Origin of the sequence: Arthrobacter pascens (assembly GCF_017052465.1) — a bacterium.
In the GTDB taxonomy this organism is placed as follows: domain Bacteria; phylum Actinomycetota; class Actinomycetes; order Actinomycetales; family Micrococcaceae; genus Arthrobacter; species Arthrobacter pascens.
The window spans coordinates 247,213-271,699 of record NZ_JAFHKT010000151.1 but is presented as its reverse complement, the minus strand read 5'-3'; the positions used below and the strand labels follow the sequence as shown (position 1 = coordinate 271,699).

20 protein-coding genes and 1 riboswitch are annotated in these 24,487 nt (G+C 63.7%); of the genes, 11 read left to right on the top strand and 9 right to left on the bottom strand.

Annotated elements, in window-relative coordinates:
• Positions 1–27: 27 nt before the first annotated feature.
• Entirely contained in the window at positions 28–1,395 is a 1,368-nt protein-coding gene (locus JYA52_RS19430) for an MFS transporter (RefSeq protein WP_205654921.1), read from the bottom strand.
• 463 nt (positions 1,396–1,858) lie between these two features.
• Here JYA52_RS19430 and JYA52_RS19425 point away from each other — a divergent pair, with 463 nt between their 5' ends.
• Positions 1,859–3,037 carry an alcohol dehydrogenase catalytic domain-containing protein gene (locus JYA52_RS19425; RefSeq protein WP_205654919.1) on the top strand — a complete coding sequence of 393 codons (1,179 nt, stop codon included), beginning with the start codon at positions 1,859–1,861 and terminating at the stop codon, positions 3,035–3,037.
• On the opposite strand, the gene JYA52_RS19420 is transcribed toward JYA52_RS19425, so the two are convergent.
• A complete protein-coding gene (locus JYA52_RS19420) occupies positions 2,968–3,744 on the bottom strand; it encodes an IclR family transcriptional regulator (RefSeq protein WP_205654918.1) in 777 nt (258 codons plus the stop codon). The genes JYA52_RS19425 and JYA52_RS19420 overlap by 70 nt on opposite strands.
• Positions 3,745–3,915: 171 nt before the next feature.
• On the opposite strand from JYA52_RS19420, the gene JYA52_RS19415 reads away from it, so the two are divergent.
• The 3 genes from JYA52_RS19415 to JYA52_RS19405 all read left to right on the top strand — a co-directional run bounded on the left by JYA52_RS19415 (position 3,916) and on the right by JYA52_RS19405 (position 7,509).
• Positions 3,916–5,067, top strand: coding sequence for a glycoside hydrolase family 88 protein (locus tag JYA52_RS19415; RefSeq protein ID WP_205654916.1), 1,152 nt, complete (start codon positions 3,916–3,918; stop codon positions 5,065–5,067).
• Between the two features lie 37 nt (positions 5,068–5,104).
• A complete protein-coding gene (locus tag JYA52_RS19410) occupies positions 5,105–6,322 on the top strand; it encodes a CaiB/BaiF CoA transferase family protein (RefSeq protein ID WP_205654914.1) in 1,218 nt (405 codons plus the stop codon).
• 209 nt (positions 6,323–6,531) lie between these two features.
• Positions 6,532–7,509 carry an ornithine cyclodeaminase family protein gene (locus JYA52_RS19405; RefSeq protein WP_205654913.1) on the top strand — a complete coding sequence of 326 codons (978 nt, stop codon included), beginning with the start codon at positions 6,532–6,534 and terminating at the stop codon, positions 7,507–7,509.
• A 981-nt stretch (positions 7,510–8,490) separates the two neighbouring features.
• On the opposite strand, the gene JYA52_RS22590 is transcribed toward JYA52_RS19405, so the two are convergent.
• Complete coding sequence (locus JYA52_RS22590) at positions 8,491–9,111, bottom strand: PDDEXK nuclease domain-containing protein (RefSeq protein WP_307869460.1); 621 nt, start codon at positions 9,109–9,111, stop codon at positions 8,491–8,493.
• An 86-nt stretch (positions 9,112–9,197) separates the two neighbouring features.
• Between JYA52_RS22590 and JYA52_RS19390 the strand changes: the two genes are divergently transcribed.
• Genes JYA52_RS19390 through JYA52_RS19370 form a run of 5 tightly spaced genes read left to right on the top strand, consistent with a single transcriptional unit; the run spans position 9,198 to position 14,955 of the window.
• Positions 9,198–10,634 carry a glycoside hydrolase family protein gene (locus JYA52_RS19390; RefSeq protein WP_205654912.1) on the top strand — a complete coding sequence of 479 codons (1,437 nt, stop codon included), beginning with the start codon at positions 9,198–9,200 and terminating at the stop codon, positions 10,632–10,634.
• 41 nt (positions 10,635–10,675) lie between these two features.
• On the top strand, positions 10,676–12,010 hold the full coding sequence (locus JYA52_RS19385) for an ABC transporter substrate-binding protein (RefSeq protein ID WP_205654910.1): 1,335 nt from the start codon (positions 10,676–10,678) through the stop codon (positions 12,008–12,010).
• A gap of 43 nt (positions 12,011–12,053) precedes the next feature.
• Complete coding sequence (locus tag JYA52_RS19380; RefSeq protein ID WP_205654908.1) at positions 12,054–12,935, top strand: carbohydrate ABC transporter permease; 882 nt, start codon at positions 12,054–12,056, stop codon at positions 12,933–12,935.
• Positions 12,932–13,837, top strand: coding sequence for a carbohydrate ABC transporter permease (locus JYA52_RS19375; protein WP_372433947.1), 906 nt, complete (start codon positions 12,932–12,934; stop codon positions 13,835–13,837). The genes JYA52_RS19380 and JYA52_RS19375 overlap by 4 nt, the downstream gene beginning before the upstream one ends.
• A 38-nt stretch (positions 13,838–13,875) precedes the next feature.
• Positions 13,876–14,955 carry a LacI family DNA-binding transcriptional regulator gene (locus tag JYA52_RS19370; protein WP_205654906.1) on the top strand — a complete coding sequence of 360 codons (1,080 nt, stop codon included), beginning with the start codon at positions 13,876–13,878 and terminating at the stop codon, positions 14,953–14,955.
• A 108-nt stretch (positions 14,956–15,063) separates the two neighbouring features.
• Here the strand turns inward: JYA52_RS19370 and JYA52_RS19365 are convergent, their stop codons facing one another.
• The 6 genes from JYA52_RS19365 to JYA52_RS19340 form a co-directional block, all read right to left on the bottom strand.
• Positions 15,064–16,488, bottom strand: coding sequence for a cation:dicarboxylate symporter family transporter (locus tag JYA52_RS19365; protein ID WP_205654904.1), 1,425 nt, complete (start codon positions 16,486–16,488; stop codon positions 15,064–15,066).
• A gap of 394 nt (positions 16,489–16,882) precedes the next feature.
• Complete coding sequence (locus JYA52_RS19360; protein WP_205654902.1) at positions 16,883–17,419, bottom strand: YbhB/YbcL family Raf kinase inhibitor-like protein; 537 nt, start codon at positions 17,417–17,419, stop codon at positions 16,883–16,885.
• A 9-nt stretch (positions 17,420–17,428) separates the two neighbouring features.
• A complete protein-coding gene (locus JYA52_RS19355; RefSeq protein WP_205654901.1) occupies positions 17,429–18,406 on the bottom strand; it encodes a carbohydrate kinase family protein in 978 nt (325 codons plus the stop codon).
• Positions 18,407–18,509: 103 nt separating this feature from the next.
• The gene (locus tag JYA52_RS19350) at positions 18,510–19,691 is read right to left on the bottom strand and encodes a fatty acid desaturase family protein (protein WP_205654899.1); all 1,182 of its coding nucleotides are present in this window, start codon (positions 19,689–19,691) and stop codon (positions 18,510–18,512) included.
• A gap of 13 nt (positions 19,692–19,704) precedes the next feature.
• A complete protein-coding gene (locus JYA52_RS19345) occupies positions 19,705–20,793 on the bottom strand; it encodes a ferredoxin reductase (protein ID WP_205655281.1) in 1,089 nt (362 codons plus the stop codon).
• 367 nt (positions 20,794–21,160) lie between these two features.
• Positions 21,161–21,991 carry an alpha/beta hydrolase gene (locus tag JYA52_RS19340; protein WP_205654897.1) on the bottom strand — a complete coding sequence of 277 codons (831 nt, stop codon included), beginning with the start codon at positions 21,989–21,991 and terminating at the stop codon, positions 21,161–21,163.
• Positions 21,992–22,215: 224 nt separating this feature from the next.
• Between JYA52_RS19340 and JYA52_RS19335 the strand changes: the two genes are divergently transcribed.
• Positions 22,216–23,322 (top strand): GTP pyrophosphokinase, encoded by a 1,107-nt coding sequence (locus tag JYA52_RS19335; RefSeq protein ID WP_205654896.1) that lies wholly within the window; start codon positions 22,216–22,218, stop codon positions 23,320–23,322.
• A gap of 140 nt (positions 23,323–23,462) precedes the next feature.
• Positions 23,463–23,646: riboswitch (cyclic di-AMP (ydaO/yuaA leader) on the top strand.
• Positions 23,647–23,654: 8 nt separating this feature from the next.
• A complete protein-coding gene (locus JYA52_RS19330; RefSeq protein WP_205654894.1) occupies positions 23,655–24,458 on the top strand; it encodes an NlpC/P60 family protein in 804 nt (267 codons plus the stop codon).
• Positions 24,459–24,487: the final 29 nt, after the last annotated feature.

Genomic DNA, 24,487 nt, shown 5'->3' with positions numbered 1-24,487 from the left:
TGCCGGGTTTTGGTGCCGCGGTGGTTTCTAGCTGGTGGTCTTTAGCCGCTGGCTGGTTGTGTCGGCGTAGGGCGTGCTGTCCTCGTCGCCGGCCGGGGGCTCCTGGTCGTATTTCTTGCCGAGTTCGGAGAGATCCAGCCGGTTGGTTTCCTTCATGGCGATCACGCAGATCACCGAGATGACGCACATAGCGATCATGAACAGGGCCACACCCTCGTAGGATCCGGTCTCGGCAATTACCCATGCGGCCACAATGGGTGTCGGGGCGCTGGCGGCCAGGGTGCCGATCGTGTAGCCGAAGGAGATGCCGGTGTAGCGGATTTTCGTCTCGAAAGCTTCGGCGAAGAACGCCGCCAGCGGCCCGTAGGAGGTGGCGAATGCGAGGCAGAAGACCACGAACCCGAGCAGTGCCAGGACGTAGGATCCGGTGTTGACCAGCCAGAACCACGGGAAGGTAAAGAGCAGCATGGCGATGACGCCGCCGAGAAAGACGGGTTTGCGGCCGAGTTTGTCCGAGAGCTTTCCGAACAGCGGCAGGGCGAAGAACGTGACGCCCATTGAAATCAGGACGATGCCCAGCATCTCGTTGCGCGAGAAACCCACGGTCTGGACGCCGTAGCTGAGGCCGAACACCGTGGCTCCGTAGAAGGTGACGCCGATTGCAAAGTAGGAGCCACAGATCAGGAGAATCTGCTTCGGGTAGTGGCGAAGAACGACCAAGATGGGCATCTTCTCGGTCTTTTCCTGCTGTTTCAGTTGATCAAATACCGGGCTTTCCACGACCTTCAGCCGAACAACCAGGCCGATCACGACGAAGACGCCGCCAACCAGGAACGGGACGCGCCATCCCCAGGCGAGGAAGGCCTCGGACGAGAGACCTGCCATGAGAAGGAAGACTGCGTTGCCCAGCATCAGGCCTGCGGGAACGCCCATCTGCACCCAGCTGCCGTAGTAGCCGCGCTTGTTGGCAGGGGCGTGCTCCACGGTCATCAGGATGGCACCGCCGACCTCGCCGCCCAGCGCAAGTCCCTGCACGAAGCGCAAGGTGACCAAGATAATGGGCGCCGCGACGCCGATGGTCTGGTAGGTGGGAAGAAGGCCGATGGCCAGGGTGGTGAGGCCCATCAGCGTCAGTGTGATGATAAGCATGGACTTCCGGCCGATCCGGTCGCCGAAATGGCCGAACAGGATTCCGCCCAGTGGTCGGGCGATAAATGCCGCGGAGAACGTGGCGAACGCCAGCAGCGTCCCCACCAGCGGGTCGAAGTCGGGGAAAAAGATCTTATTGAACACAAGCCCTGCGGCCGTGCCGTAGATAAAGAAGTCGTACCATTCGACCGTGGTGCCCACACCACTGGCCAAACCGACTTTCTGCATTTGGGACATTCTGGACATGCGATGGCCTCCTTGCCATTTGGGTGGGAAGGCTTAGAAATCTGCGTTCCCGAAAAGTCCACCGAATCGCTCGTCTAATATTTCAGACGGGTTCTGGTATATGGACAAATCGTTGCACGGGGTGAGTCGCGAGGTCAACCCCCTCGTCTTGCTTGTCGGTAAGCGGCGACATGGAAGCGCCGGGCGGGCCCGAGGTGAGTGGGCAGGAAGAATTATGCCGACCTCCCAAGTGCTTGACGGCACCGGGAATGATTACTAGGCTGTTTGTTATTCCAGACACTGTCTGAAATTTCGTACACAATCGGGAAGGGCCCCGATTGAACCGGGCGATTGTGGCTGGGGACGCAGAGTTGCGGAACCAACTAACCACAGCGTAGGCACGCACCTGAGGGGCCAGAAGCCTGAACCCCAAAAGCGGTGCCACTCTGGCCGCCGGAACGATCCACACCACGAGGAGACCACCATGAAAGCAGCCGTCCTATTTGAGGCCAGGACCCCGCTCCGCATCGTAGACGTAGATCTGGAGCCTCCCCGCCGAGGCGAAGTCAGGATCCGCATTCAGGCGGCGGGGGTGTGCCACAGCGACCTTCACTATATGAACGGGGACCTGAACGGGAAGCTTCCTGCCGTCCTGGGGCATGAGGGGGCTGGCATTGTGGTGAGCGTCGGTGAAGGCGTGACACGCGTTTCCCCGGGGGATTCTGTCATCACTACCTGGCGTCCCCGCTGCGGCGACTGTGAATTCTGCACCAGCGGGCGCCCCGCATTGTGCGTGGCCGGCAAGGTGCAGGCAACCACGGGCGGGCTCGTGGACGGAACTTCGCGCCTGAGTCTGGACGGGCAGAAGGTCCACCACCTTATGGGCGTTTCGTGTTTCGCTGAAGAATGTGTGGTCTCCGAGCGCTCCGTGATCCGAATTTCATCGGAGATACCGCCGGAAATCGCCGCCATTACCGGATGCGCCGTCATTACCGGCGTTGGAGCAGCACTGAATCTGATGAAGGACTCCACTGGGGAGGCGGCCCTCGTCATCGGAGCCGGCGGAGTCGGACTGAGCGCCATCATGGGCCTGAACCTTATCGGTGCGCATCCTATTATCGCGGTGGACACCGTCGACGCCCGGCTCGACCTTGCCCGCGAGGTCGGCGCTACGCACACGATCAACTCTGTGACGCAAGATCTGGAAGCGGAGATCGCACGGATATGCCCGAGGGGGCTCAAATGGGCGCTGGATGCGGTGGGAATCCCCGCCACTCTCGCCCAGGCAGTGAACAACGTCGGAACCTCCGGCACCGTAGTGGCCGTGGGCCTGGGCCGGGCAGGAACATCCTTCGAGGTTCCCGTCAACGCCCTCGTCCAGCAGGAAAAGCGCATCATAGGAAGCCTCTACGGCTCCTCCAACACCCTGGTGCAGGTACCGAAGATCCTCGAGCTATTCACGGCGGGCAAGCTGCCGCTGGAGCGGCTGGTCGGCGACAGGTTCGACCTTTCGCAGATCAACGAAGCGTACGAAGCGCTGTCCACCGGAGCCACGGGACGCGCCGTCATCCTGCCCTCAGCCGACGCTCCGGACTATCGTGTGGACAGCGACCCCAGGTTCGTCGAAATCTCCCGGGCCCCCCTGACGACCAGCTTGACGTAGTCCTCCCTCTGCTTCTCGCCCCACCGCAGAGTGGGGGTGGAGATGCTCATGGCAGCAACGCAGGCGCCGGAGCGGTCAAAGATGGGGGCAGCGACACAGGCGACATTCTCATTGGATTCGCTGTTCTCCTCGGCCCATCCCCGTTCCCGCGCCGTCGCCAGCTCGGCCAGCAGCCGCTCACGGCTATTGATGCTTTGCGCAGTCATGGCAGGAAGGGCCGCATCATCAGGAAACAGGGCGTCCAGCTCTTCGGGAGGCAATGACGACAGCAGCATCTTTCCTCCGGCGGTGCAGTGGGCGGGGAGACTACTCCCAACATCGGAGACAAGGCGAATGGAATGCGTGCTGTCGATCCGCACGATGAACACGGCAAATCGTCCCTCCCTGACGACGATCTGCACGGTCTCTCCGCACTCCGCGGCGACCTTGCGGGCACTGTCCCGACCCAGGGCGGCCAAGTCCAGTCCACGTTCGTACGCACCGCCCAGGCGGAACGCCCGGACCCCGAGGACGTAACGGCTCGGTGGTTCCGAAACCGCCTGGAGGTAGCCACGATCCGCCAGGGCACCCACCAGCTCGTGGGCGCTGGCCCGGGGAATACCGAGTTTCTCGGTGATCTCGGGAACACGGAGACCATTATTCGGCTCCAAAAACAACTCGAGAATATCCAAGCCCCGCCGAAGCGCGGGGGCAGTGGTGCGGTTCATGTTCTCCCCAATCCTGAGTCAGGCACCGCCGGCCGGTAGACGCCGCACCGGCCAAACAGTAAGCTTTACAAATATCGGACACCGTCTGAAGTATCAGACATAATCGTACACCCGTTTCACAACCAACAGACGGTACCAGACACGATCTAACCGACTGGACAAAGGAGTTGCATGTCGACGTCACAGTTTTTGGAAGCTCAGTCGCGGATGCTCACACGCATTCAGGCCACCATAGACGCCGGGCTTCCCGGTGTTCCGCACTGGGCCGACACGGAGACCGGAGAATGGACCACCACCCCCGACGGCGACTGGACCGGTGGCGGCTGGGTTGGACAGCTGTGGCTGGCCCACAGCATCGACCCGGCCAGATTCAGCCTCACTGACGCTCGCCGCGCCCTTGAGCTGATCACACCACGGATGTTCAAGCAGACCGTCTTTAAGGGGTACGGCTTCTACTGCGGTGCCGCAATAGGAGACCTCCTCACCGGCGATCCGCACGCCCGCGAAAAAGCCCTGCAGGCGGCAAAGTCCCTCGCAGAGATGTTCGATGAACGACTCGGACTCATACCCTTGGGCGAGGATGCCGAGGAGGCATCCTCGACCGGTGCGGCTGAAAGCAGCATCGACTCTCTTCTGGCCAGCCCCCTCCTGTTCTGGGCGGCGTCCGAACTGAGCGATGACCGCTTGGAGGAAGTGGCCATCCGCCACACTCAAAGAGTGCTCGAGAATCACGTGAGGGAGGACGGATCGGTCGTCCAGTCATCCACCCTAGACCCCTCGACAGGTGCAGTCCTGAAAACCCACACCCACAAGGGCTACAGCGACACCAGCACCTGGGGCCGCGCCCAAGCGTGGGCCATGATTTTCAGCGCCCACGCTGCGGTCGTGCGCCCCACTGAACCCATGTGGCGCGAATACGCACGTCGCACGGCTGACTGGTGGATCGCCAACGTTCCGGCGGACAGAATTTCCTTCTGGGATTTCGCGGACCCGGCCATACCGGACACAAGCCGCGACACGGCTGCCAGCGCCATCGCCACTGCGGCCTTACTCCGGCTCAGTCATGCCCTGGGGGCAAGGGACGGCTCACGCTACGCACAAATGGCCCGCGAGACGGCATCAGCACTCGTCTCCGGCTACCTGACGCCCTGCCGCCCGAACGACACCCGGCCCAGCGGCATCCTGACCGGAGGATGCTTCACCCGCAGAAGCACAGTCAGAAGCGTAGACGCCGCAACCGACGTTGAACTCATCTTCGGCAGCTACTTCCTGTTCGAATCGTTGGCCGTTCTCGCCGGGTCAATACCCGCCGGCCGCATATAGTCCCGCCCCGAAACCCAGGCACAGGAGCAGAACCACCATGACCGCTATCCGATCACTCCCGCTGGCAGGCATCCGCATACTGGACTTCAGCCAAGTGCAGTTCGGCCCGATGGCAACACAGATCCTCGCCGACTTCGGCGCCGAGGTAACAAAGGTCGAGCGTCCGAAGCTCGGTGACATCAGCCGCACCATCGACGTCCGATCCAGCGGCATTGAAGACAGTGCCAGCTTTCTGGCAGTCAACCGTAACAAACGCTCGCTCGTCCTAGACATGAAGAACCCACGCGCCATGGGCATCGTTCACGAGCTGCTAGAAAAAACAGATGTCATCGTCATGAACTTCCGCGCAGGCGTGGCGGAACGCATGGGCCTCGGCTACGACTCCCTGCAGGAGAAGTACCCAGGCCTGATCTACGCCTCCGGCACAGGCTTCGGCGAGAGCGGTCCAATGAAAAACATGGGCGGACAGGACATGGCGCTCCAGTCCTTCAGCGGATCCACCTGGCACAACAGAGACGACACGGGCCGCCCGGGAATATTCCCGATCCCCTTCATCGATTTCGGAGCAGGCATGGCCCTGGTACAGGGGATCCTGATGGCCCTCGTCGAGCGATCAGCCTCGGGCAAAGGGCAACGAGTCGACGTATCCCTGCTGGACACCGCTCTGTTCGCCCAAATGAACGAATACACACAGTGGATGATGAGGCGCTTCGAGATCAACTGGGAAAGGGACAACCTCGTCGGCTCCTTCAAAACCTCCGACGGATGGGTCAACATCGTCGGCCTCTTCCGCCCGGACCCCCTCGAAGCAGTATGTGATGCTCTGGGCATCGAAAACCTCGCCACCCGACCCCAATTTGCAACCTCGGAACTCCAGATGGAAAACAGGGAAGCCCTGTGGTCGATTTTGGACCACGAACTGAGCAGGTTCACTACCGACGAAGCCGTCCAGAAACTCAGCGCCCGCAGCGTCCTCTGCGCACCGGTGCTGGACTACGACGAAGTACTGGCCCACCCCCAAGTCATAAACAACGACATCATCCGGACAGTGGACCACCCAACTGCCGGGCCCATCAAAGTCATCGACAACCCGATCCGCCTGTCCGCCGCAGGCAGCAGGGAGTACTCCCCCGCACCCCTGCTCGGACAACATTCGGAGGAAATCCTGGCTGAGCTCGGCTACTCATCCGCCGAGATCGATGAACTTCGCGTCGACGGCCTCATAAGCAGCCCCTCCCGACCCAGCTTCGCTTAAGGCAACAAGGCCATGTCCTCGGCAAGAACTGCCCAGGCAGCGCTCCGCTAACGCCGACGCCGGTGGCAGATCCCACGAACGTCGGAGCATCCACAGGGAGCAGCAAATCGCTGTAAACCGGAAGGGCTTCGATGGCGGCGCACACCCCGTCATCGAAGCCCCCACAACGCCAACCAGAGCTTGCAAACAAAATAGAACCAGGAACGCCAATGAGTCCCCAGTCTTCATCCTTTCCTGCTCCGGTTTTTATCAGCAGCTGTGACATCCAAAGGGCTGTTCCCTTCCCGGATGCCGTCAAATTGCTCGAGAGTTTCCTCTTGGCAGGCTTTGATCCTGAACGTGATGGCCTGCGTTCGACACTAAAGACCGACCGGGGGCTTTTCCTACAGATGCCCTCCACCGCGGGAAACTACACAGGAACGAAGCTGCTCACCTTAAGCCCCGAAAATGCATCCTCCAACCTGCCCGTGATTCAAGGCCTCTACGCACTTTTCGGCGGCCCGGACCAGCGCCCGCTGGCGGTCCTTGATGGTACGGCACTGACAAATCTTCGCACTCCCGCCGTATCTGCCTTAGGCGCATTACGACTGACCTCACCAGGACCCAAGAATCTCCTGATTTTCGGTACCGGACCACAAGCTTGGGAACACATCAAGGCCTTCAGCACCGTACTAACACTGAACCGTGTCGGCATCGTAGGGCGGAACCCAGATGCTGCAAAGTCATTGTCTGCCCGCGCAGCCGGACTCGGGCTAAAGTCCAGGGTCTGCAGCACCGAAGAGGTCGCGAATGCCGATCTCATCATCTGTTGCACCGGCTCAGCCGAGCCACTCTTTGACGGTTCACAGGTAAAAGACACCGCAGTCGTCATCGCCATAGGCTCACATGAACCGGCACGACGCGAACTGGATGACGCCCTCATGGCACACGCGAGCATCTGCGTCGAATCACTACGCACTTCACAGCTCGAAGCAGGCGACATCATCCAGGCGATGGAGTCTGGCGCAATCGAAGGCCCGGAAAGCCTCATCACACTGGCTGACATCGTGTCCGGCCATAAGCGCATCCCACATGGGCGACCCGCCGTGCTAAAGACCACCGGCATGCCCTGGCAAGATCTAGCCATCGCCACCGCTGCCTACGAGGCAATCGCCTCGGAAGTCAGCGACTCTGTCTTGGTTTCATGACAGTTCATGTGTGCTCCCTGTACAGGGTGGCGCACGACATTCCCGGGTCTTTGGCTACTCGTGTGGCCTGTTGTCCGCTGTCTGTTGCCATCGGCGACCCAGGTCCTTGCCGGCGGCACGCTGTTTCCTCCGGTTGTCGTTGATCCGTTCCCGCCTGATCGCCAGCTCCATCTACGTCAACGCGGGCCATGGCGGTGAACACTATGCTGCCCATCGGAGTGCCGGTGTCGACTTTGCCATGAGTTCCACAACGGGGACATGACAGAAAGGTGCTTATCGGCCCCCGCGGTGGAGCCAGTAGTTGGTCTCCTCGGCCTCAGGGCCGGGTTCAGCCCACTCCAGGGCGGCGACAAGGTGCGCCTCGTTTGGGAGAGCTTGTTGTTCGGCTTCGGGAAGCTTGTCGTAGGTGGCGGCTTCCCCCATGGGGGACGTGGAGCGGCCGAGGCTGTAGCGGACGCTGCGGTCGTTTTTCGTGTCGCAGATCAGGATGCAGACGGTTTCGTTGTGGTAGTCGGCGGAGCATGTCGTCGACGAGGGCGATGTAGAAGTTGAGCTTGCCAGATTATGAGCAGTTGCGCATTACCGGCATATTCTGGCTGGAACTTGCCGGTCTTGAGCTCAACGACGACGTAGCCCGTTGACCGGAGTCGGACCCGTTGGTGTCCCACAGCCCGTGGCCGCGCGGACAGCAGGCCTCATATATCCAGTGCTTCGGCAATTGTGCAGACACTGTCCGCACAATTCGACGGCATCGGTCAGTCGTCGTCCAGTTCTAGGGCTGTGACGATCGCTTCGGGTGAAGGTAGGGCCTGCCGCTCAGCTTCCGGCAGCGCATCATAGGTGTAGGAAGTCACCCGCCAGCGGCTGTGCTGCGCCGTCCAAGGCATAGCGCACAGTGTGCCCGTTCTTGGATCCGCAGACGAGGATGCCCACGGCGGGGCGCTGCCGAGGAAGACTCATCTTGCCGTTGACGACCGACTCCTAAAAGTTCAGCTGCCCTAGATGTTCGGGTTTGAATTTTCCGGCCTTGAGTCCGACCACGACGTGGCGGAGCTGTTCGATGTGGAAGAAGAGCAGATCGACGTAATAGTCATCGCCGTCGACGTCGAAGTGGATCTGCCGGCCGACGAACGAAAAGCCGGGTCCCAACTCTTGGAGAGTCTCGGTGATCCTGCTGGTCAGGGCGTTCTCGAGTTCGCGTTCGGCGACTTCGCCGGAGAGGCCTAGGAACTCAACGTTGTAGTGGTCTTTGGCCATTTGCTGGGCCAGTTCGGAACCCTGGGCAGCCAGCTGGCGGTTGAAGTTTGATGGCGCCACGCCGGTGCGCTCCATCGAGCGGTTCATCATCAGCATTACGTTGCGGGACCACCCGTACTGGACGGCCGCAGCGGCGTACCAGTCACGCGGTTCTGCGGTGGCCGCACGTGCGGCGGCACCCCACTCGGCGACGGCGTCGGTAGCCGAATGAGGGGTGTCCTGCCATTCCTGGCGCAGTTTCGGCAGGGCCAGATCCTTGCCAGGTGTCCGCCACCGAACCACGCCGGCCGAACACCCGGCGTGGGCGCTCCGCCACACTGTAATGCTGCCCAGAAAAGAATGCACCGGAAGTTGCTAAAACGCTTGATCAGGCTTCGGATTGGCGCTAGATTACAGGTGATCAAACGCTTTAGCAGAATGGATCGACGCCGATGAACCGCTCAGTCTTCTTTCAGCCCTCCGATGGATGGGTCGGAGACCTTATCCCCTTCGAGAAGGACGGGGAGTTCTGGCTCTTCTACCTTCACGAGGTCCGCGGTGATCCAAAGCCGGGAACCTCGTGGAACCTTGTCACCACCAAAGACCTCACCCAGTTTGAGGACCAGGGCGTTTCCCTCAAGCACGGAAGTGAAACGGACCTGGACTTCAACGCCTACACGGGCAGCGTCGTCGTCGATGAAACCGGCGTCCAGCATCTGTTCTACACTGGCCAAAACCCGCGCAACCTTGGACCGGACGGTGCGCCGCTTCAGCTAGTCATGCACGCCACGAGCACAGATGGAATGCAGACCTGGGTGAAGCACCCGGAACTCACCTTCGGCGCCCCGGACGGCTACGAGTCCGGCGACTGGCGGGATCCGTTCGTCTTCCGGGACGAGGCCGCGGGCCAGTGGCGGATGCTGCTGGCCGCCCGGCACTCCACCGGGCCGGAACGCCGGCGCGGTGTCATAGCCCAGTGCGTCTCCAGTGACTTGATGACCTGGCAGCACACCGAACCGTTCTGGGATCCACGCCGCTATATCACCCATGAATGCCCGGACGTCTTCTCTTGGGGCGACTGGTGGTACATGGTCTACTCGGAGTTCTCCGAATCCTTCACGACCCGGTACCGCATGGCCAAGAGCCCCGACGGCCCATGGAGCGTACCGAACCTGGACAGCGTCGACGGGCGCGCCTTCTACGCCTCCAAGACCGCGGAGCGCGATGGACGCCGCTTCTTTTTCGGATGGATCGCCAGCAAGGAAGGGAACGCCGACGACGGGCCCTGGCAGTGGGCCGGCACGATGTCCGTCCTGGAGGCCCGGCAAAATCCCGACGGAACCCTGGGATTCGCCTTCGCCGACGAACTCGTTGACAGCTTCTGGGAGGACGTCCCGGTATCCCTGACGACCGAGTTGCCAGCGCGGCTGGAAGTTCCGGACGGGTACGCCGCCATCGTCTCCGACGAAGAGCTGCCGAGCCAGTTCTACGCCACGGCAGTCCTGGACATCGGACCCAACACCACTGAATGCGGGCTGTTGCTGCGCTCAAGCCAGGACGGGGACCGGTCCTACGTTCTGCGCCTGGAACCGAAGCGCGGCCGCATGGTGTTCGACCGGTGGCCGAGGAAGGTCACCGGTGACGCGCAATGGCACGTCTCCGGGGACATTCCGTTCGACATCGAACTGGAACGCCCCTGCGAACTGACTCCGGGAGAGCACACTCTCGAACTCGTCGTTGACGGTGACCTGTGCGTCGCCGTTCTGGACCGGCAGGTCGCTCTCAGCACCAGGATCTACGACTTGCCGGCGGGGCGGATCGGCGTCTTCACCGGCGAGGGGTCCGCAGCCCTTACCGAACTTCAGATACGTCAGCGCACAGACAACTAAACACACACCATTTTCGGCTCAAATCAAAGGAGATTGTCCCCATGAAAAAGTTATTCCGAACAGCCGCCGTCGCTACGGCCGCAGCCCTCGCCCTCGCCGGATGCGGCAGCGGAGGAGCCAGTGACCCTTCCAACGTCAGCCCCACCGGGGAGGTGAAAGCCCGTGAAATTTCGTGGCTGCTGTCCCGGCCGGCCGACGGGGCTGTCATCAACATCATGAAGAAGCTCGCCGAGGACTACGCCAAGGACCACCCGGGCTTCTCGCTCAACCTGATCACCACCCCGGACAGGCCCTCCTATATCCAGAAGCTTGAGACCCTAGCCGCCGCGAACAAGCTTCCCGAGCTCTTCGACACCGACGCCACACCCTTTGCCCAGCAGCTGGCCAAACAGGGCAAGATGGTCGACGCCGAAAAACTGCTGAAGTCCCTGGATGTCTACGACGACTACCGACCCAGCGCATTGGACTACCAGCGCTTCGACGACGGCTCCCTGCACATGATTCCGTTCCAGTTCGAGCTGGAATTCATTTGGTACAACAAGGCCCTGCTGCAGAAGGCCGGCGTCGCCGCTCCGAAGTCCCTGGATGACATTCCCGCCATGTGCACCGCCCTGCGCGCAGCCGGCATCACGCCCATCGCCATCGACGGCCAGGACCAATGGCCCCTGGAGCGGTATGTCGCCTACCAGCCCTTCCGTGAAGCCGGACCGGAGTTCATCCAGAAGCTCAAGAAGGGCGAAGCGAAGTTCGCTGACCCCGCCGGCCAGAAGACCGTCGAATGGCTGGCTTCGCTCGGCAAGGCCAAGTGCTTCCAGGATGGATTCTCCTCACAGGGCTACTCCGACGCGCAGAACCAGTTCACCTCGGGGCAGGCAGCGATGTACAACATCGGCACCTGGGAACTGCCCAGCCTGGCAACTGACAAGCTGAACCCGACAGTGCGAGCTGACATCGACTTCCTCACCCTGCCCACCACCGAGGGATCCGTCACCGCCGCCAACGAATTCGTCTCCCCGTCTGGCATTGGCATGGCCGTCAACGCCAAGACGTACGACCCGCTGGTGAGCGACTTCCTGAAGTTTGCGTTGACGAAGTACCCGTCCGAGTACGCGGCCACCGGTGCGCTTTCGCCGACTACCAACGTTGAGACGGCCGTTCCGGCCAATGCAACCCCGCTGTACAAGAAGGCCCTTGAAATGGCCAACGACCTCGGGGACAAGCAGGCCATGCCGTGGGACACCCAGCTCGACCCCACCACCAACGGCAGGCTGCAGCAGGAGCTCGTGCTCCTCGTCCAGGGCAACATCACGCCCGAACAGTTCACCACCACCATGGACAGCACCATCGCGCAGAACGCCCCGAAGTTCTTCAAGTAATCACAGCGGTGGGGGCTACGGCCCCCACCCGAAAGGCCCAGCCATGCTCCCCAACAGGTCACGACTCTCAGTCCTGGTGTTCCTGCTCCCACCCTTGCTGCTGTACGGCATCGCCGTCCTCTTCCCCATCATGCAGTCGCTGTTCCTGAGCTTCTTCTCCTGGAACGGCATCAGCGACATGGAGTTCGTGGGGCTCGCCAACTACGTACGGATGCTTACCGCAGACGACATCTTCTGGCGCTCGTTCTTCAACGCCCTCGGCTATCTCGCGATCTGCCTGGTGCTGCAGCTCGGCGGCGCCCTGCTCGTCGCCAGCCTCCTCACCTCAATGCGGCGCGGCCGCGAGCTCATTAAGACCCTCTACCTCCTGCCGGCTGTGATCTCCACGGTGGCCATCGCGTTCCTCTTCGTGCGGATCTACTCGATCGAACCGGTGGGCCTCCTCAACCAGCTCCTGCACTGGATCGGCCTCGGCGCCCTGGAACGCCCCTGGCTCTCTGACATCAACACCGTGCTCGCCGCAGTATCCGCGCCGGAAGGATGGCGGTTCACCGGGCTCTACATGCTCATCATCTACGCGGCACTGCTGTCCGTTCCAAAGGAGCTGGAGGAAGCGGCCCGGCTCGACGGCGCATCGCGGTGGCAGCTGTTCACCAAGATCCGCTTTCCCCACATCATGCCTGTCTGGATCACCACCACGATCATGGCAACTACCTACGGCCTGCGCGGATTCGACATTCCCTACCTGATGACTAACGGCGGCCCCGGGCAGTCCTCGGAGCTGCTGACCACGTACATGTACAAGACGGCCTTCACGAGCACCGACTTCGGATACGCCAGCACCATCGCCGTCTTCATCGTCGTCGAATGCCTGGTCGCCGTAGGACTCATCCTCTTCATGCTCAAACGAAAGGCGGACGCATGACCGCGCCAGCAGCCCCGATGACACGGCCCACCACCGCTTTGCCCGACAGCAGGCCTCCTGTCCGCAGGCGGCGCCAGCCCGACCTGTACAGCACTCTGTCACGAGTGCTCATTGCCCTCATCGTCATCGTGCAGGTCTACCCCCTGGCCTGGCTGTTCATCACCAGCCTGCGCACCGAGCACGATTTCGCGACCGGGGACCCCTTCGCCCTGCCCACATCGCTCACGTGGGAGAACTACGCCCGCGCTTTCGAGACCGGCAACCTGGGGATGAACATCCTCAACAGCTTCATCGTCACAATGGGCGCGAACTTCCTGATCGTGCTCCTGGGAATGATGGCCGCCTACGCGCTCCAGGTCCTGGGTTTCCGCTTCAGCAAGTTCGTCCGCGGCCTGTTCCTGATCGGCATCATCGTGCCCGTCCAGATCGCGCTCGTACCGCTCTTCATCGACTACTCCACGATCAACCTGCTCGACACCTATCCGTCGATGATCATCCCGCTGGCTGGGTTCGCCCTTCCGATGTCGATATACCTCTTTTCCTCGTTCTTTGAGTACATCCCCCGGGAAACGTACGAGGCGGCCTCCCTGGACGGAGCCGGACCGTACCGCATCTTCGGACTTATCACCCTCCCCCTCTCGGTAAATACTGTCGTGACGGTCGTTCTGGTCAACAGCATCTTCATCTGGAACGACTTCATCTTCGCCAACACCTTCGTCCTTTCCGAGGGGCTGAAGACCATCCCGCTAGGCCTGCAGAACTACATCGGGGCGATGGGAAAAACGGACTGGACGGCCACGTTCGCCGCCGTCTGTGTCACTATCACGCCGCTGCTGCTGGTCTTCCTCGTGCTCAATAAGGCAATGATCCAAGGCCTGGAAAGCGGGGCGACTAAGGGATGACGGCTATATCTGGCGGATATACTCCTGAAGGAGGGCACATGATTTCGCAGGAGAACAGTTCTGGCACGCCACTGGATGCGGCTGCCCCCGCAAAGCAGACCCAGCGCCGCCAACCCGTCACCCTCCGGCAGGTTGCCGAGGCCGCCGGTGTCTCCACAGCCACCGTCTCGCTGGTCGTGAACAAGAAAAAGGCCGCCCGCATCTCCGATGAGACCCGCAAGCGGGTACGGGACGCGATCCGGGACCTGGGCTACCGACCAAATGCCATGGCGCAAACCCTGGTCAGCGGCAGTTCCCGGTTCATCGGCCTCGTCGCCGACGCCATTGCCACCACCCCTTTCGCCGGCCAGATCATCCACGGCGCCCAGGATGAGGCCTGGAAGCACGGCTACGCCCTTCTCATCGCCAATACCGAAGGCAACCGCGAGCTTGAGACGGATGCGATTGCCATGATGCTCGAATACAAGGTCCGCGGCATCCTTTATTCGACCTGGTTTCACCGGGCCACCGACCTTCCGGCCCCCCTGCGGGAATCGGACTTCGTCCTCGTCAACTGCTTTTCTGCGGAACCCGGCACCAGGGCTGTCGTCCCGGATGAAGTACAAGGCGGACGTTCAGCCACAGAGATCCTGCTGAAGCATGGCCACCGCCGGATCGCCTTCATCAACGCCACCATCCCCGCCCCGGCGAAAGACGGACGCCTCCAGGGCTATAAGGAGGCACTGGAGGCCGAAGGCATTCCGTTCGACGGGAGCCTGGTCCTTGAGGCCTATCCCGATCAGGAAGGCGGGTACGGAGCGACCGAGGAGCTCCTCAACCGCGACGCCACAGCCGTGTACTGTTACAACGACCGGATGGCGATGGGGCTGTACGACGGGCTGCGCGAGCACGGGCTCTCCATCCCAGACGACATAGCAGTGGTGGGATTCGACAACCAGGAAGTCATCGCCGCCCACCTCCGGCCCCCACTGTCGACCGTCTCTCTCCCCCACTACGAACTGGGCGCAGCCGGAGTGAGAATGCTCCTGGGCCTCGAAGATGCACAGGCCGCCACCCCCACAAAAATCCACTGCCCTACCGTGGAACGCAACTCCGTGGGGTCACTGGCCACCGCCTAACCCCCCGGGCACCGGCAAAGCCCATCCCCTGCCCCATCGGCGCCGGAGGCGGCACCTGTTTCGTTGTGTCTACCCGCGATGACCACACCGTCACGCGCGACCGTTCTTTCATCGTTCCTCCTTGCGCGGCGCCGCCGCACCGGCAGCCTCCCGTTCGTGCTCCTCGTTTTCCGGGACGCCTTCCGGAGGACCCTCATATCCGTGGTCTTCGTCCATCGTGACTTCGTCGAACGGGAAGGCACCGGACAGGACCTGCTCCACCTGGTCTTTGTCAATTTCCCGGGTCCAGGTGCCGATCAGCACCGTGGCTACGGCGTTGCCGGTAAAATTGGTCAGCGCCCGGGCCTCGGACATGAACCGGTCGATCCCCACGATGAGTCCCACACCCTCCACCAGGTCCGGCCGGTGCGACTGCAGACCGCCGGCCAAGGTGGCCAGTCCAGCCCCGGTGACCCCAGCGGCGCCCTTGGAGGCAATGATCATGAACACCAGCAGCGAAATCTGCTCACCGATGGACAACGGCGTGCCCAGAGCTTCAGCAACGAACAACGCGGCCATGGTCAGATAAATGGCCGTGCCGTCCAGGTTGAAGGAATACCCCGTCGGCACCGTGATACCGACCACCGGCTTCGCGACACCCAGGTGCTCCATCTTGGCGATCAGCCGCGGCAGCGCCACCTCGGAGGATGAAGTGGAGAAAATGAGCAGATATTCACGGGCCAGATACCTCATCAACCGGAAGATATTGACCCCGGTGACGAACTTCAACAGAGTCCCCAGCACCACGACGATGAAGACAGCGCAGGTGATGTAGAAGGCGAGCATAAGGGTCGCCAGGCTGATAATCGCCTGAATGCCAGTCTGCCCGACTACGGCGGCGATGGCGCCGAAAGCACCGATGGGCGCCAGCCACATGATCATCGCCAGGATCCGGAACACGAGCGTCTGGACGGAACCAATCGCTTTGAGGATCGGCACACCCGACCGGCCCATTCGCTGGAGGGCGAAACCGACCAGCAGTGCCACAAACAGTGTCTGCAGGATGCTTCCGGAGGTCAGCGAGGACAGCAGCGTGGTCGGGATGATGCCCAAGATAAACTCGGTGGTTCCCGCGGCCTCCCCGTCACCGCCTCCGGCTTCGAAGGTGCCGCCCTGAAGGTTGAGCCCTTCACCCGGCTGAACGAGGTTGCCGACAATGAGCCCGATGGCCAGTGCGAACGTGGACATTAGTATGAAGTAGCCGAGCGCCAGACCGCCAACTTTGCCCACCGTGGCCGCCTTGGCGATCGACCCGACGCCCAGCACGATGGTGCAGAAGATGATCGGGGCGATCATCATCTTAATCAGCGCAATGAAACCGTCGCCCAACGGCTTAAGCGCCTGTGCAAAGCCCGGCGCCACCAGACCGAGCACAGCGCCCAGCACGACGGCTGCGATCACCGTCATGTACAGAACATGGGTCCTGTCCTTCTTCTTCCTCGCCTCCGGGGGAGATGCTGCACTGCCCGCAGGGACCTGCGCCGAGGATGACATCGAAAGCCTCCTTAAGATGCGGTGAACTACTCGATGTCTACTAATGTCCCACTGTGTAAATGGGATCGCCATGGTGGTGCGCGTGAGATAGTCCCAGCCTCTCCCTCCGCTACAACCCCATCACGCCCCCATCACGCCGACCGCACGGCCTCGCGGTCGCTACAACGCCCTAGCGGCCGCGTGTCATTAGCGGATGAGTCTGAAGCCTACCTGGCCAAGAGCCAGGACGAGAACGGCGACGCAGCCCTTACTGGACGATCGAGCTTGTTCCCAGATGGTGATCCCGCGCGCGCCTGCCCGAGTGGCGCAGCCAGTACCCTCAGATCACCACCCGACGGCTCGCTGTAAACCCCGGCGCGCGAGTGAAGCCGCAATGTGGACCGGACAGCGGTTCTCAGCGCTTGCGTTCGTAGATTCCGGTCAGTGTTGCCGTGCCGAGCAGGTGCTTCGAGAGCTCGGAGCCCAGGCTGGCCGGACGCGCGCCCGCGCGTGTGTCAAGCTCCTCGACGTCCAGCGCGTAGACCGTCACGACGTACCGGTGCCGGCCGTGCCCGGGCGGCGGCGCGGCCCCCACGTAGCCCCGGAAGCCGGCGTCGTTCTTCAGCTGCACCGCGCTGGCCGGGAGCTGGGCGCCGGACTCGGCTCCCGCGTCCTCGGCCAACGAGGTGACGTCCGCCGGGATGTTGAGGACCGCCCAGTGCCAGAACCCCCCGGCTCCGGGTGCGTCGGGGTCGAAAAGAGTGACGGCAAAGCTTCCGGTCCCTGCGGGTGCGCCGCTCCAGCTCAGTTGCGGGGAAGCGTCTGCGCCGCCCGCGTGGAGCCTGCCACTGCGCTGCGGAGGCTGCAAGGTCTGGCCGTCCTGGAAGGACCGGCTGGTGAGCTCGAACGACGGAACGTCCGGCAGGTCTGCAAACGGACCCGAGGGTGTCATGGCTGCCTTTCAGATGGTGGGAACTTCTGCTTCCTTTGCTGCTGCTTCTGCCGCTTCTTCGATGCGGTTGAGTTCGGCCCTGGTGGGCGGGTTGGCGCCGGCGCGGGAGACCGTGACGGCGGCCGCGCGCGTGGCATGGGCGAGAAGCGCGGCGAGGCCCTCGGCGGGCAGTGCACGCAGGGCGGCACGGTTCTGGGCTCCGTCAAGGCCGCGGTCCACCACGCCGGAGAGCAGCGCCGCCATGAAGGAATCTCCGGCCCCGACAGTGTCCGCCACCTCCACCTTGGGCGCGGCGAACTCGGCCTCTCCGGCCGCCGTAATGCCCCATGGCCCTTCCGCGCCGCGCGTGACCACCACCATGGCCGGCCCTTGCGAACCACCGAGCGTCAGCCAGCGGCGCGCGGAATCGAGCACGTCGACGCCCGGATACAGCCACGCAAGGTCCTCATCGGACGCCTTGACGATGTCCGAAAGGGTCACGAACTTCTCCGCCTGGCGGCGGGCATAGTCCACCTCGCTGATGATGGTGGGCCGGCAGTTCGGATCAAAGCTGATGGTCGCCGACGGGTGGGAATGTTCGACGGCGGCCAGCACGTCGGCGGCGCCCGGCGCCAGCATCGTGGCGATCGAACCGGTGTGCAGCAGGGTGGTGCCCTGCATCATGAACGGCAGCCGTTCCGCGAGTCCGGGGAGCTCCCAGGCGAGGTCGAACGTGTAGGTGGCGGCGCCGTCGTCGTCCACCAGGGCGGTGGCCACGCTGGTAGGCAGGCCGTCGGGCGCCTGCGGGAGCATGACGGAGCTGGCCCGCAGGTGCGCCGCCACTGAGTCTCCGTAGGCGTCGCGGCCGTAGCGGCCAATGAACTGGACGGGATGGCCCAGCCGGGCCAGCCCCACGGCGACGTTGAGCGGGCTGCCGCCCACATGGGCTTCGATTCCGGAGGAGCGCTGGACCACGTCCACGAGGCCCTCGCCAATAACAGTGAGCATGGTCATACTCTGCCAGAGAACGCGGCCCGGCGCGCCCGGATTCCGGAGGCGACATGGAGCAGCGTGCACTCAGGCACGCTGCTCCACGGCAGTTCGGCGGGGGCTAGGACTTCGTCTTGCCGGGCAGCGCTAGCTTGAACACCTTCGCCCAGGAGGAGCCCACCTGCTTCAGCAGCGGACCGGTGGTGTACGGGAGGCCGTAGCGCTTGCAGATCTCCTGGACCTTCGGCGCCACCTCGGCGTACCGGTTGGAGGGAAGGTCCGGGAAGAGGTGGTGCTCGATCTGGTGCGACAGGTTCCCGGTCATGATGTGCATGAACTTGGAGCCTGAGATGTTGGCCGAGCCGATCATCTGGCGCACGTACCAGTCACCGCGGGTCTCGCCTTCGACCATCTCCTCGGTGAAGGTGTCCGCCCCTTCGGGGAAGTGGCCGCAGAATATGACGGCATGGGCCCAGACGTTGCGCACGGCGTTGGCGGTCAGGGTTCCGTAGAGCGCCTGCTTGCCGGAGCCGGTGAGCATGGCCACGGCCGGGGTGGCGGCGTAGTCCTTGGTGAACTGCTTGATGGCCTTGATCCCCAGGGCCTTGAGGTCCTTCTGCAGGGCCTCCTTGCTCTTCTTGCCCTCCTGGTAATCCGCCAGCTCGAGGTCGTAGATGGCGATGCCCCATTCGAAGATGGGCGCCAGGATCGCGTTGTAGAGCGGGTTGCCGAGGTTGTGCGGCTTCCACGGCTGGTCGCCGTCCATGCGGAGCAGGTTGTATCCGACGTCGTTGTCCTTGCCGATGACGTTGGTCCAGCGGTGGTGAAGGTCATTGTGGGTGTGCTGCCACGAGCGGGCCGGCGTGACGAAGTCCCATTCCCAGGTGGTCGAGTGGATGTCCGGGTCACGCATCCAGTCCCACTGGCCATGCAGGATGTTGTGGCCGATCTCCATGTTCTCGAGGATCTTGGCGGCGCTCAGCAGGGCTGTGCCGGTGACCCAGGCGGCCTTGTTGCGGCCCATCAGGAGCGCGGCGCGGCCGGAGAGTTCCAGGCCACGCTGGATCTTAATGACGCGCCGGATGTAGGCGGCGTCGGACGCTCCGCGCTTGGCCAGGATGTCGTCCTTGATGGCGTCCAGTTCGCGGCCCAGCTCTGCCACCTGCTCGTCGGAGAGGTGCGCGGCGGCCGGCGGGCGCACCAAGGGGCTCCCAGACGTGGCAAGGGCACCCGGACGGGGTTTTGCCGCCGGTCCGCTGATCGACGTCGATTTCACGGCTTTGCGGTCAGATATTGCTGTCATGCTGTGTTGCTCCTCAGATGTCGAGGTTAACGGGCCCGGCGGCTGCCGAGACGCACGTCTGGATTAGTTGGCCCGGCTCACCGTGGACCTCGCCGGTGCGCAGGTCACGGACGTGGCCGGCGCGCAGCGGCGTCAGGCAGCTGTGGCAGATGCCCATGCGGCAGCCGCTGGGCATCAGGATGCCGGCGTCCTCGCCCACATCCAGCAAAGGGGTGTTTCCGTCCGCTTCGATCTCGCGGTCGGAGGCTTCAAAGGTGACCAGTCCGCCGTCGTGCCCTGCTCCGCCCACGAGGCTGGTATTGAAGCGTTCGATGATCAGGTTGATGGGGTCGGCCGCGAAGGGGCCGGCTTTCTTGTGGGCGGCTGCTTCGCTGGACCACAGGGCCTCGGCGTCATCCAGGAAACCCTCCGGGCCGCAGGCGTAGGCGGCGCGCTGCCGCCAGTCCGGGCAAAGCTCACCCAGCCCCGCGGCCGAGCTGAAGTCCAGCCGGCCGCGTTCACCGGTGTACCAGTGGGTGACGCGGAAGTTCGGGAACTGGTCCGCCAGCTCGGACAGTTCCTCGTGGAAGATGCTGTCCTGCGGCGTACGGGCCGAGTGGATCAGCACGACGTCGGCATCGGGGCGGTGCGGCACCAGGGTGCGGATCATCGACATCACGGGCGTGATGCCGCTTCCCGCGGTGAGCATCAGCAGCGGCCGCGGATGCTCCGGCAGGACGAAGTCGCCCTGGGGCGGGGCCAGGAACAGCACGTCGCCGGGCTTGGTGTTGCGGACCAGGACGCCGGAGACAGCACCGACGTCGCTGACCGTGATGGCAGGGTCCTGTCCGGCGGGAGCGCTGAGCGAATACGAGCGCCAGTGGCGCACACCGTCGAGCTCCACGCCGATCCGTGCCCACTGGCCGGCCTTGTGCGCCTTCCAGCCGCGGCCCGGGCGGAAGTGGATGGTGGCGGAGTCCGCCGTTTCAGGGACCACCTTGGTGACCACGCCGCGAAGCTGACGGGCCGAAAAGACGGGATTAAAAAGCGCGAGAATGTCCTCCGGCGCCAACGGGGTGGTTAGGACCGTCGCGGCGCGCGCCAATTTACGGAGCCGAATCATGTTGTCCACCACCTGTTGGATTCACCCATATATTTCTCCTAGTGAAACCGGTGATCGTAATATACAAAACTACCCCAACCCCCAGCTACTAGAGTCCCGCATGCCGGAGTCCGTAGCAACCGGAGACCGGAACGGGCCGTAAAACGACCCGCTGGCCGGCCAATCAGCCGGCCCTGCCTTGATAGTAAGTGTACTTACCTCCGGAGGGCCACGGGACCCATGGCACCAGATTGGGCAGGACCGTGTGCCGCTGCCCGGCGGCTCCCCGCAGCGGATTTACTATCGACCCCATGACTTTGCAACGAACGGACGTCGATGGAGTTCCCGTGTTCTGGGTGGAGGGCCGGCGGTTCACGCGGGCTGCCCCCTAGGTCGCCAGCAGCTCCTGCACGAGCTCGCGGCACTTCCGGTAGGACGAGGCCTTCGGGTCGATCAGCGCGAAGTGGTCGCCTGGAACCTTGACGACCTGGACCGGCGCCCCGGCAGCCCGGGCCGCTGCGGCGTACGCCTCCGACTGGCTCATGGGAACGGTGCTGTCCTCGAGTCCGTGCACCGCGTACACCGGCACATCCAGCGGAACCGCGCTCATGGGGTCCGCATACTTGTGGCGCTTGGGGTACTTCCCGGACGAGCCGCCCATGAGGTTGCTGACCGCCCCGTTGCTGAGGTCCAGCCAGTCTGCCTGGGCGAGGTTGAGCAGTCCGGACTGGCTGACCACTCCTGTCAGGTGCACGGCCTCGCCGTTGAGGTTCCGTTCCACTTGCCGGTCAGCGTCCGGGGTTCCCAGGCCGGCCAGCCGGTCCCGTCCTGCCGCCCAGACGGCGAGGTGGCCGCCTGCGGAGTGCCCCAGCGCCACCACCCGGGCCAGGTCCAGACCGTGCTCTTCAGCGACTCCGCGGAGCCTGTCGATCCCGGCCAGCACGTCCTCAAAGGTGTGCGGCCAGCCGCCCCCGTTGCCTGCCCGCCGGTATTCCAGGTTCCAGGCCGCCATTCCGTGGGCCGCAAGGTCCTTTGCCAGCGGTTCGCCCAGCTCCGCTCCGTACTGCGAGCGCCAGTAGCCGCCGTGGATGACCACCACCACGCCCCGGGTTGCCGGGCGCTTGCCGTTCCGGGATGAGGATGCTGGCGGCGTTTCCGGCAGGAAGAGCTCGCCCCACTGGCTGGGGTGGTCGCCGTACTGGTACTTCTGCCGCTTCACTGCATCCTCCTAAGGTCCCGGGTGGGCAGGAGGCAGCGAGCACCTCCGGCATCACCACTGCCGCGGCGCCCAGCGGCCCAGAGGACAGCAGGGTGCGACGGCGCACATCAGCCATATGCCGAGCCTACAGGGACGCTGCTCCCGCCGGGCGGAAGGGAGGAGACGAGGTGGCGCCGGGCGGTGTCGCACCGGCGGCTGTCACACGCGCTTGATAGTTTGGAACCATGGCAAGCAACTGGGATCGCCTGGACGTCGGTCAGCGCGACTCCGTGCAGGAAAACGTGGAACTCTATGAGCGAGTCCGGCCTGCCCTGAAGCTTGTCACCCGGGAAGTCCTGCAGATCCTCCGGACCATGCTCAAGGACACGGAGGTCACGCCGCTGTTCGTGACCGGCCGCACCAAAAGCGTGGACTCCTTCCGGGAGAAAATCTCCCGGACCGAGGAGCCTCTGGAACCAGGTGGCCCGCGGGTCCTGAAGTTCCCCGACCCGTTCCGCACGCTCAATGACATGGTCGGCGTCCGCGTCATCACCAAGCTCCCTGCGGAAAATGCGGTGGTGGCCAACCTCATCAAGCGGCAGCGCCAGCTGTTCGACTGCCGCGGAGACCGCGAGAAGGACATCGGCTCCATCGAGTCCGGGACGTACGGCTACTCCAGCCGCCACCTGATCCTGCGGACCATCCAGAATGAGGCGGTCAAGGAGTACCAGCAGGTCTTCAACCCCGAGGCGCAGCCCAACGGCAGCTACTTTTTCGAATGCCAGATCCGCACGGTGTTCGCGCACGCATGGAGCGAGATCGAACACGATATCCGCTTCAAGGCGGAGGATCCGCGGGCCTGGACCCCGCATTTCGACCGCCAGTTCACCGCCACGGCCGCCATGCTGGAAACCGTGGAGAGCGCCTTCGCGGACCTGCACGAGCGCTACGAGGAGGTCCGCGGCTACTGGGACATGGACGGTGAAGGGGCGGCCCCGCTCACTCCCAACCGGATCCGCGACGTCTGGCGGACGCTGCTGCCGCACGTGGACCGCAAAGTGGATGACGACTGGGGATGGGCCGCTGAACTCATGGCAGCCCACGGGCTGAACCAGACGGTCCAGCTCGCCGGGCTGCTCAGCGCCAACAGGATCACCGAGGTCCGCAAAGCCCTGGACCACCGCTACTCCCCCGGCCCGGACCGGCTGCTGGATGACCTCCTCCTCTGGCAGTACGGGACGAAGCACATCGACCTCACTGCCGAGGAGCCCGACGCCGTTCCGCACCCGCGGCGCGACAGCCTCCTGCGGCGGCTGAAACAGATCGAGCGGTACCGCCAGACCAAGAAGTAGGAAGGCAGGCAGGGGCCAGCAGAAACATCCCGTACCGCACAGCGCGACACGCCTCCGTTACCTTAATGTGACTTTTGGGACAGGCTCCCGTACCGTGGAAAGCGTGCCTTCCTCACCGAGGAGGGCATTCCCGCGCTGATTGCCTAACTCTGCCGTGGCCCGGGATCCGCTAACAGACCATGCACGGCAGAGACGGGGAAACCAATTTTTGGCCCACACGAAAGGGCCTTGGGGTGAAGCCGCGCAGTTCCTGATTCCGGTCAGGGCACGCGGCCGGGTGTCTCCCATCCGAATCCGACAGCTCACCTCGCAGGCATGGGAGAGGCTCCTTCATGTCGTCACGCTTTACCCGTGCCCGCCGCGCAGCGGCTGGCCGTTCGAATCCATTCGTTTCCGCATCGCGTGCCGACACGGCCAATGCCGGAGGACTGGGACGCCAGGCCGCCGTGATCCTCGCGGCATCCGGACTCGCCTTTACCGGCAGCATGGCAGCGAACGCGGCCAACGTTCCGGCCCAGAAGGCCGCCGCCCCGGCATCAGCACCCCAGGCCGCCAGCCAGGTGCAGGCTCCCCTGAGCGCCAGCTCCAGCGTCAAGATCGCCTTCGAGCGCCCCGCTGTGAAGTCCACCCCGGCCCCCGTGGTGGAGGCGCCCGTCGTCGAAAAGCCGGCTGCACCGGCGGCCCCGCGGGCCGCTGCCGCGCCTGCGGCTGCCAAGGCTCCCGTTGCCGCCCCGGCACCCGTGGCCGCGCCTGCCGCGAAGATCACAGTCCAGTCCGCACCGGCGCCCGCGAAGGCTCCCGCGGCGGCCGCCGGCGGCGTCAACGCCTCGATGGTTTCGGCCGCCTACGCCCAGCTGGGCATCACCCAGGACTGCACCGCGATGGTGGAAAAGGCGCTCGGCGCCTCCGGCATCCGTGTGGGCGACCTTGCCCCGATGCAATTCATGAACTACGGCAAAGTCGTGTCCACCCCCCAGCCCGGTGACATGGTTGTCCAGTCCGGCCACGTGGGAATCTTCGTGGGCAACGGCAAGGTTCTCAGCGGCGGCATGAACGGCGTCAACGAGACCGTGGTTCACCCGCTGTCTTGGCTCACCGCCAGGGGCCCCGTCACGTTCGTGCGCGCCGGCGCCTAACAACGCCGAAGCCTGACAACGCCGAAGCC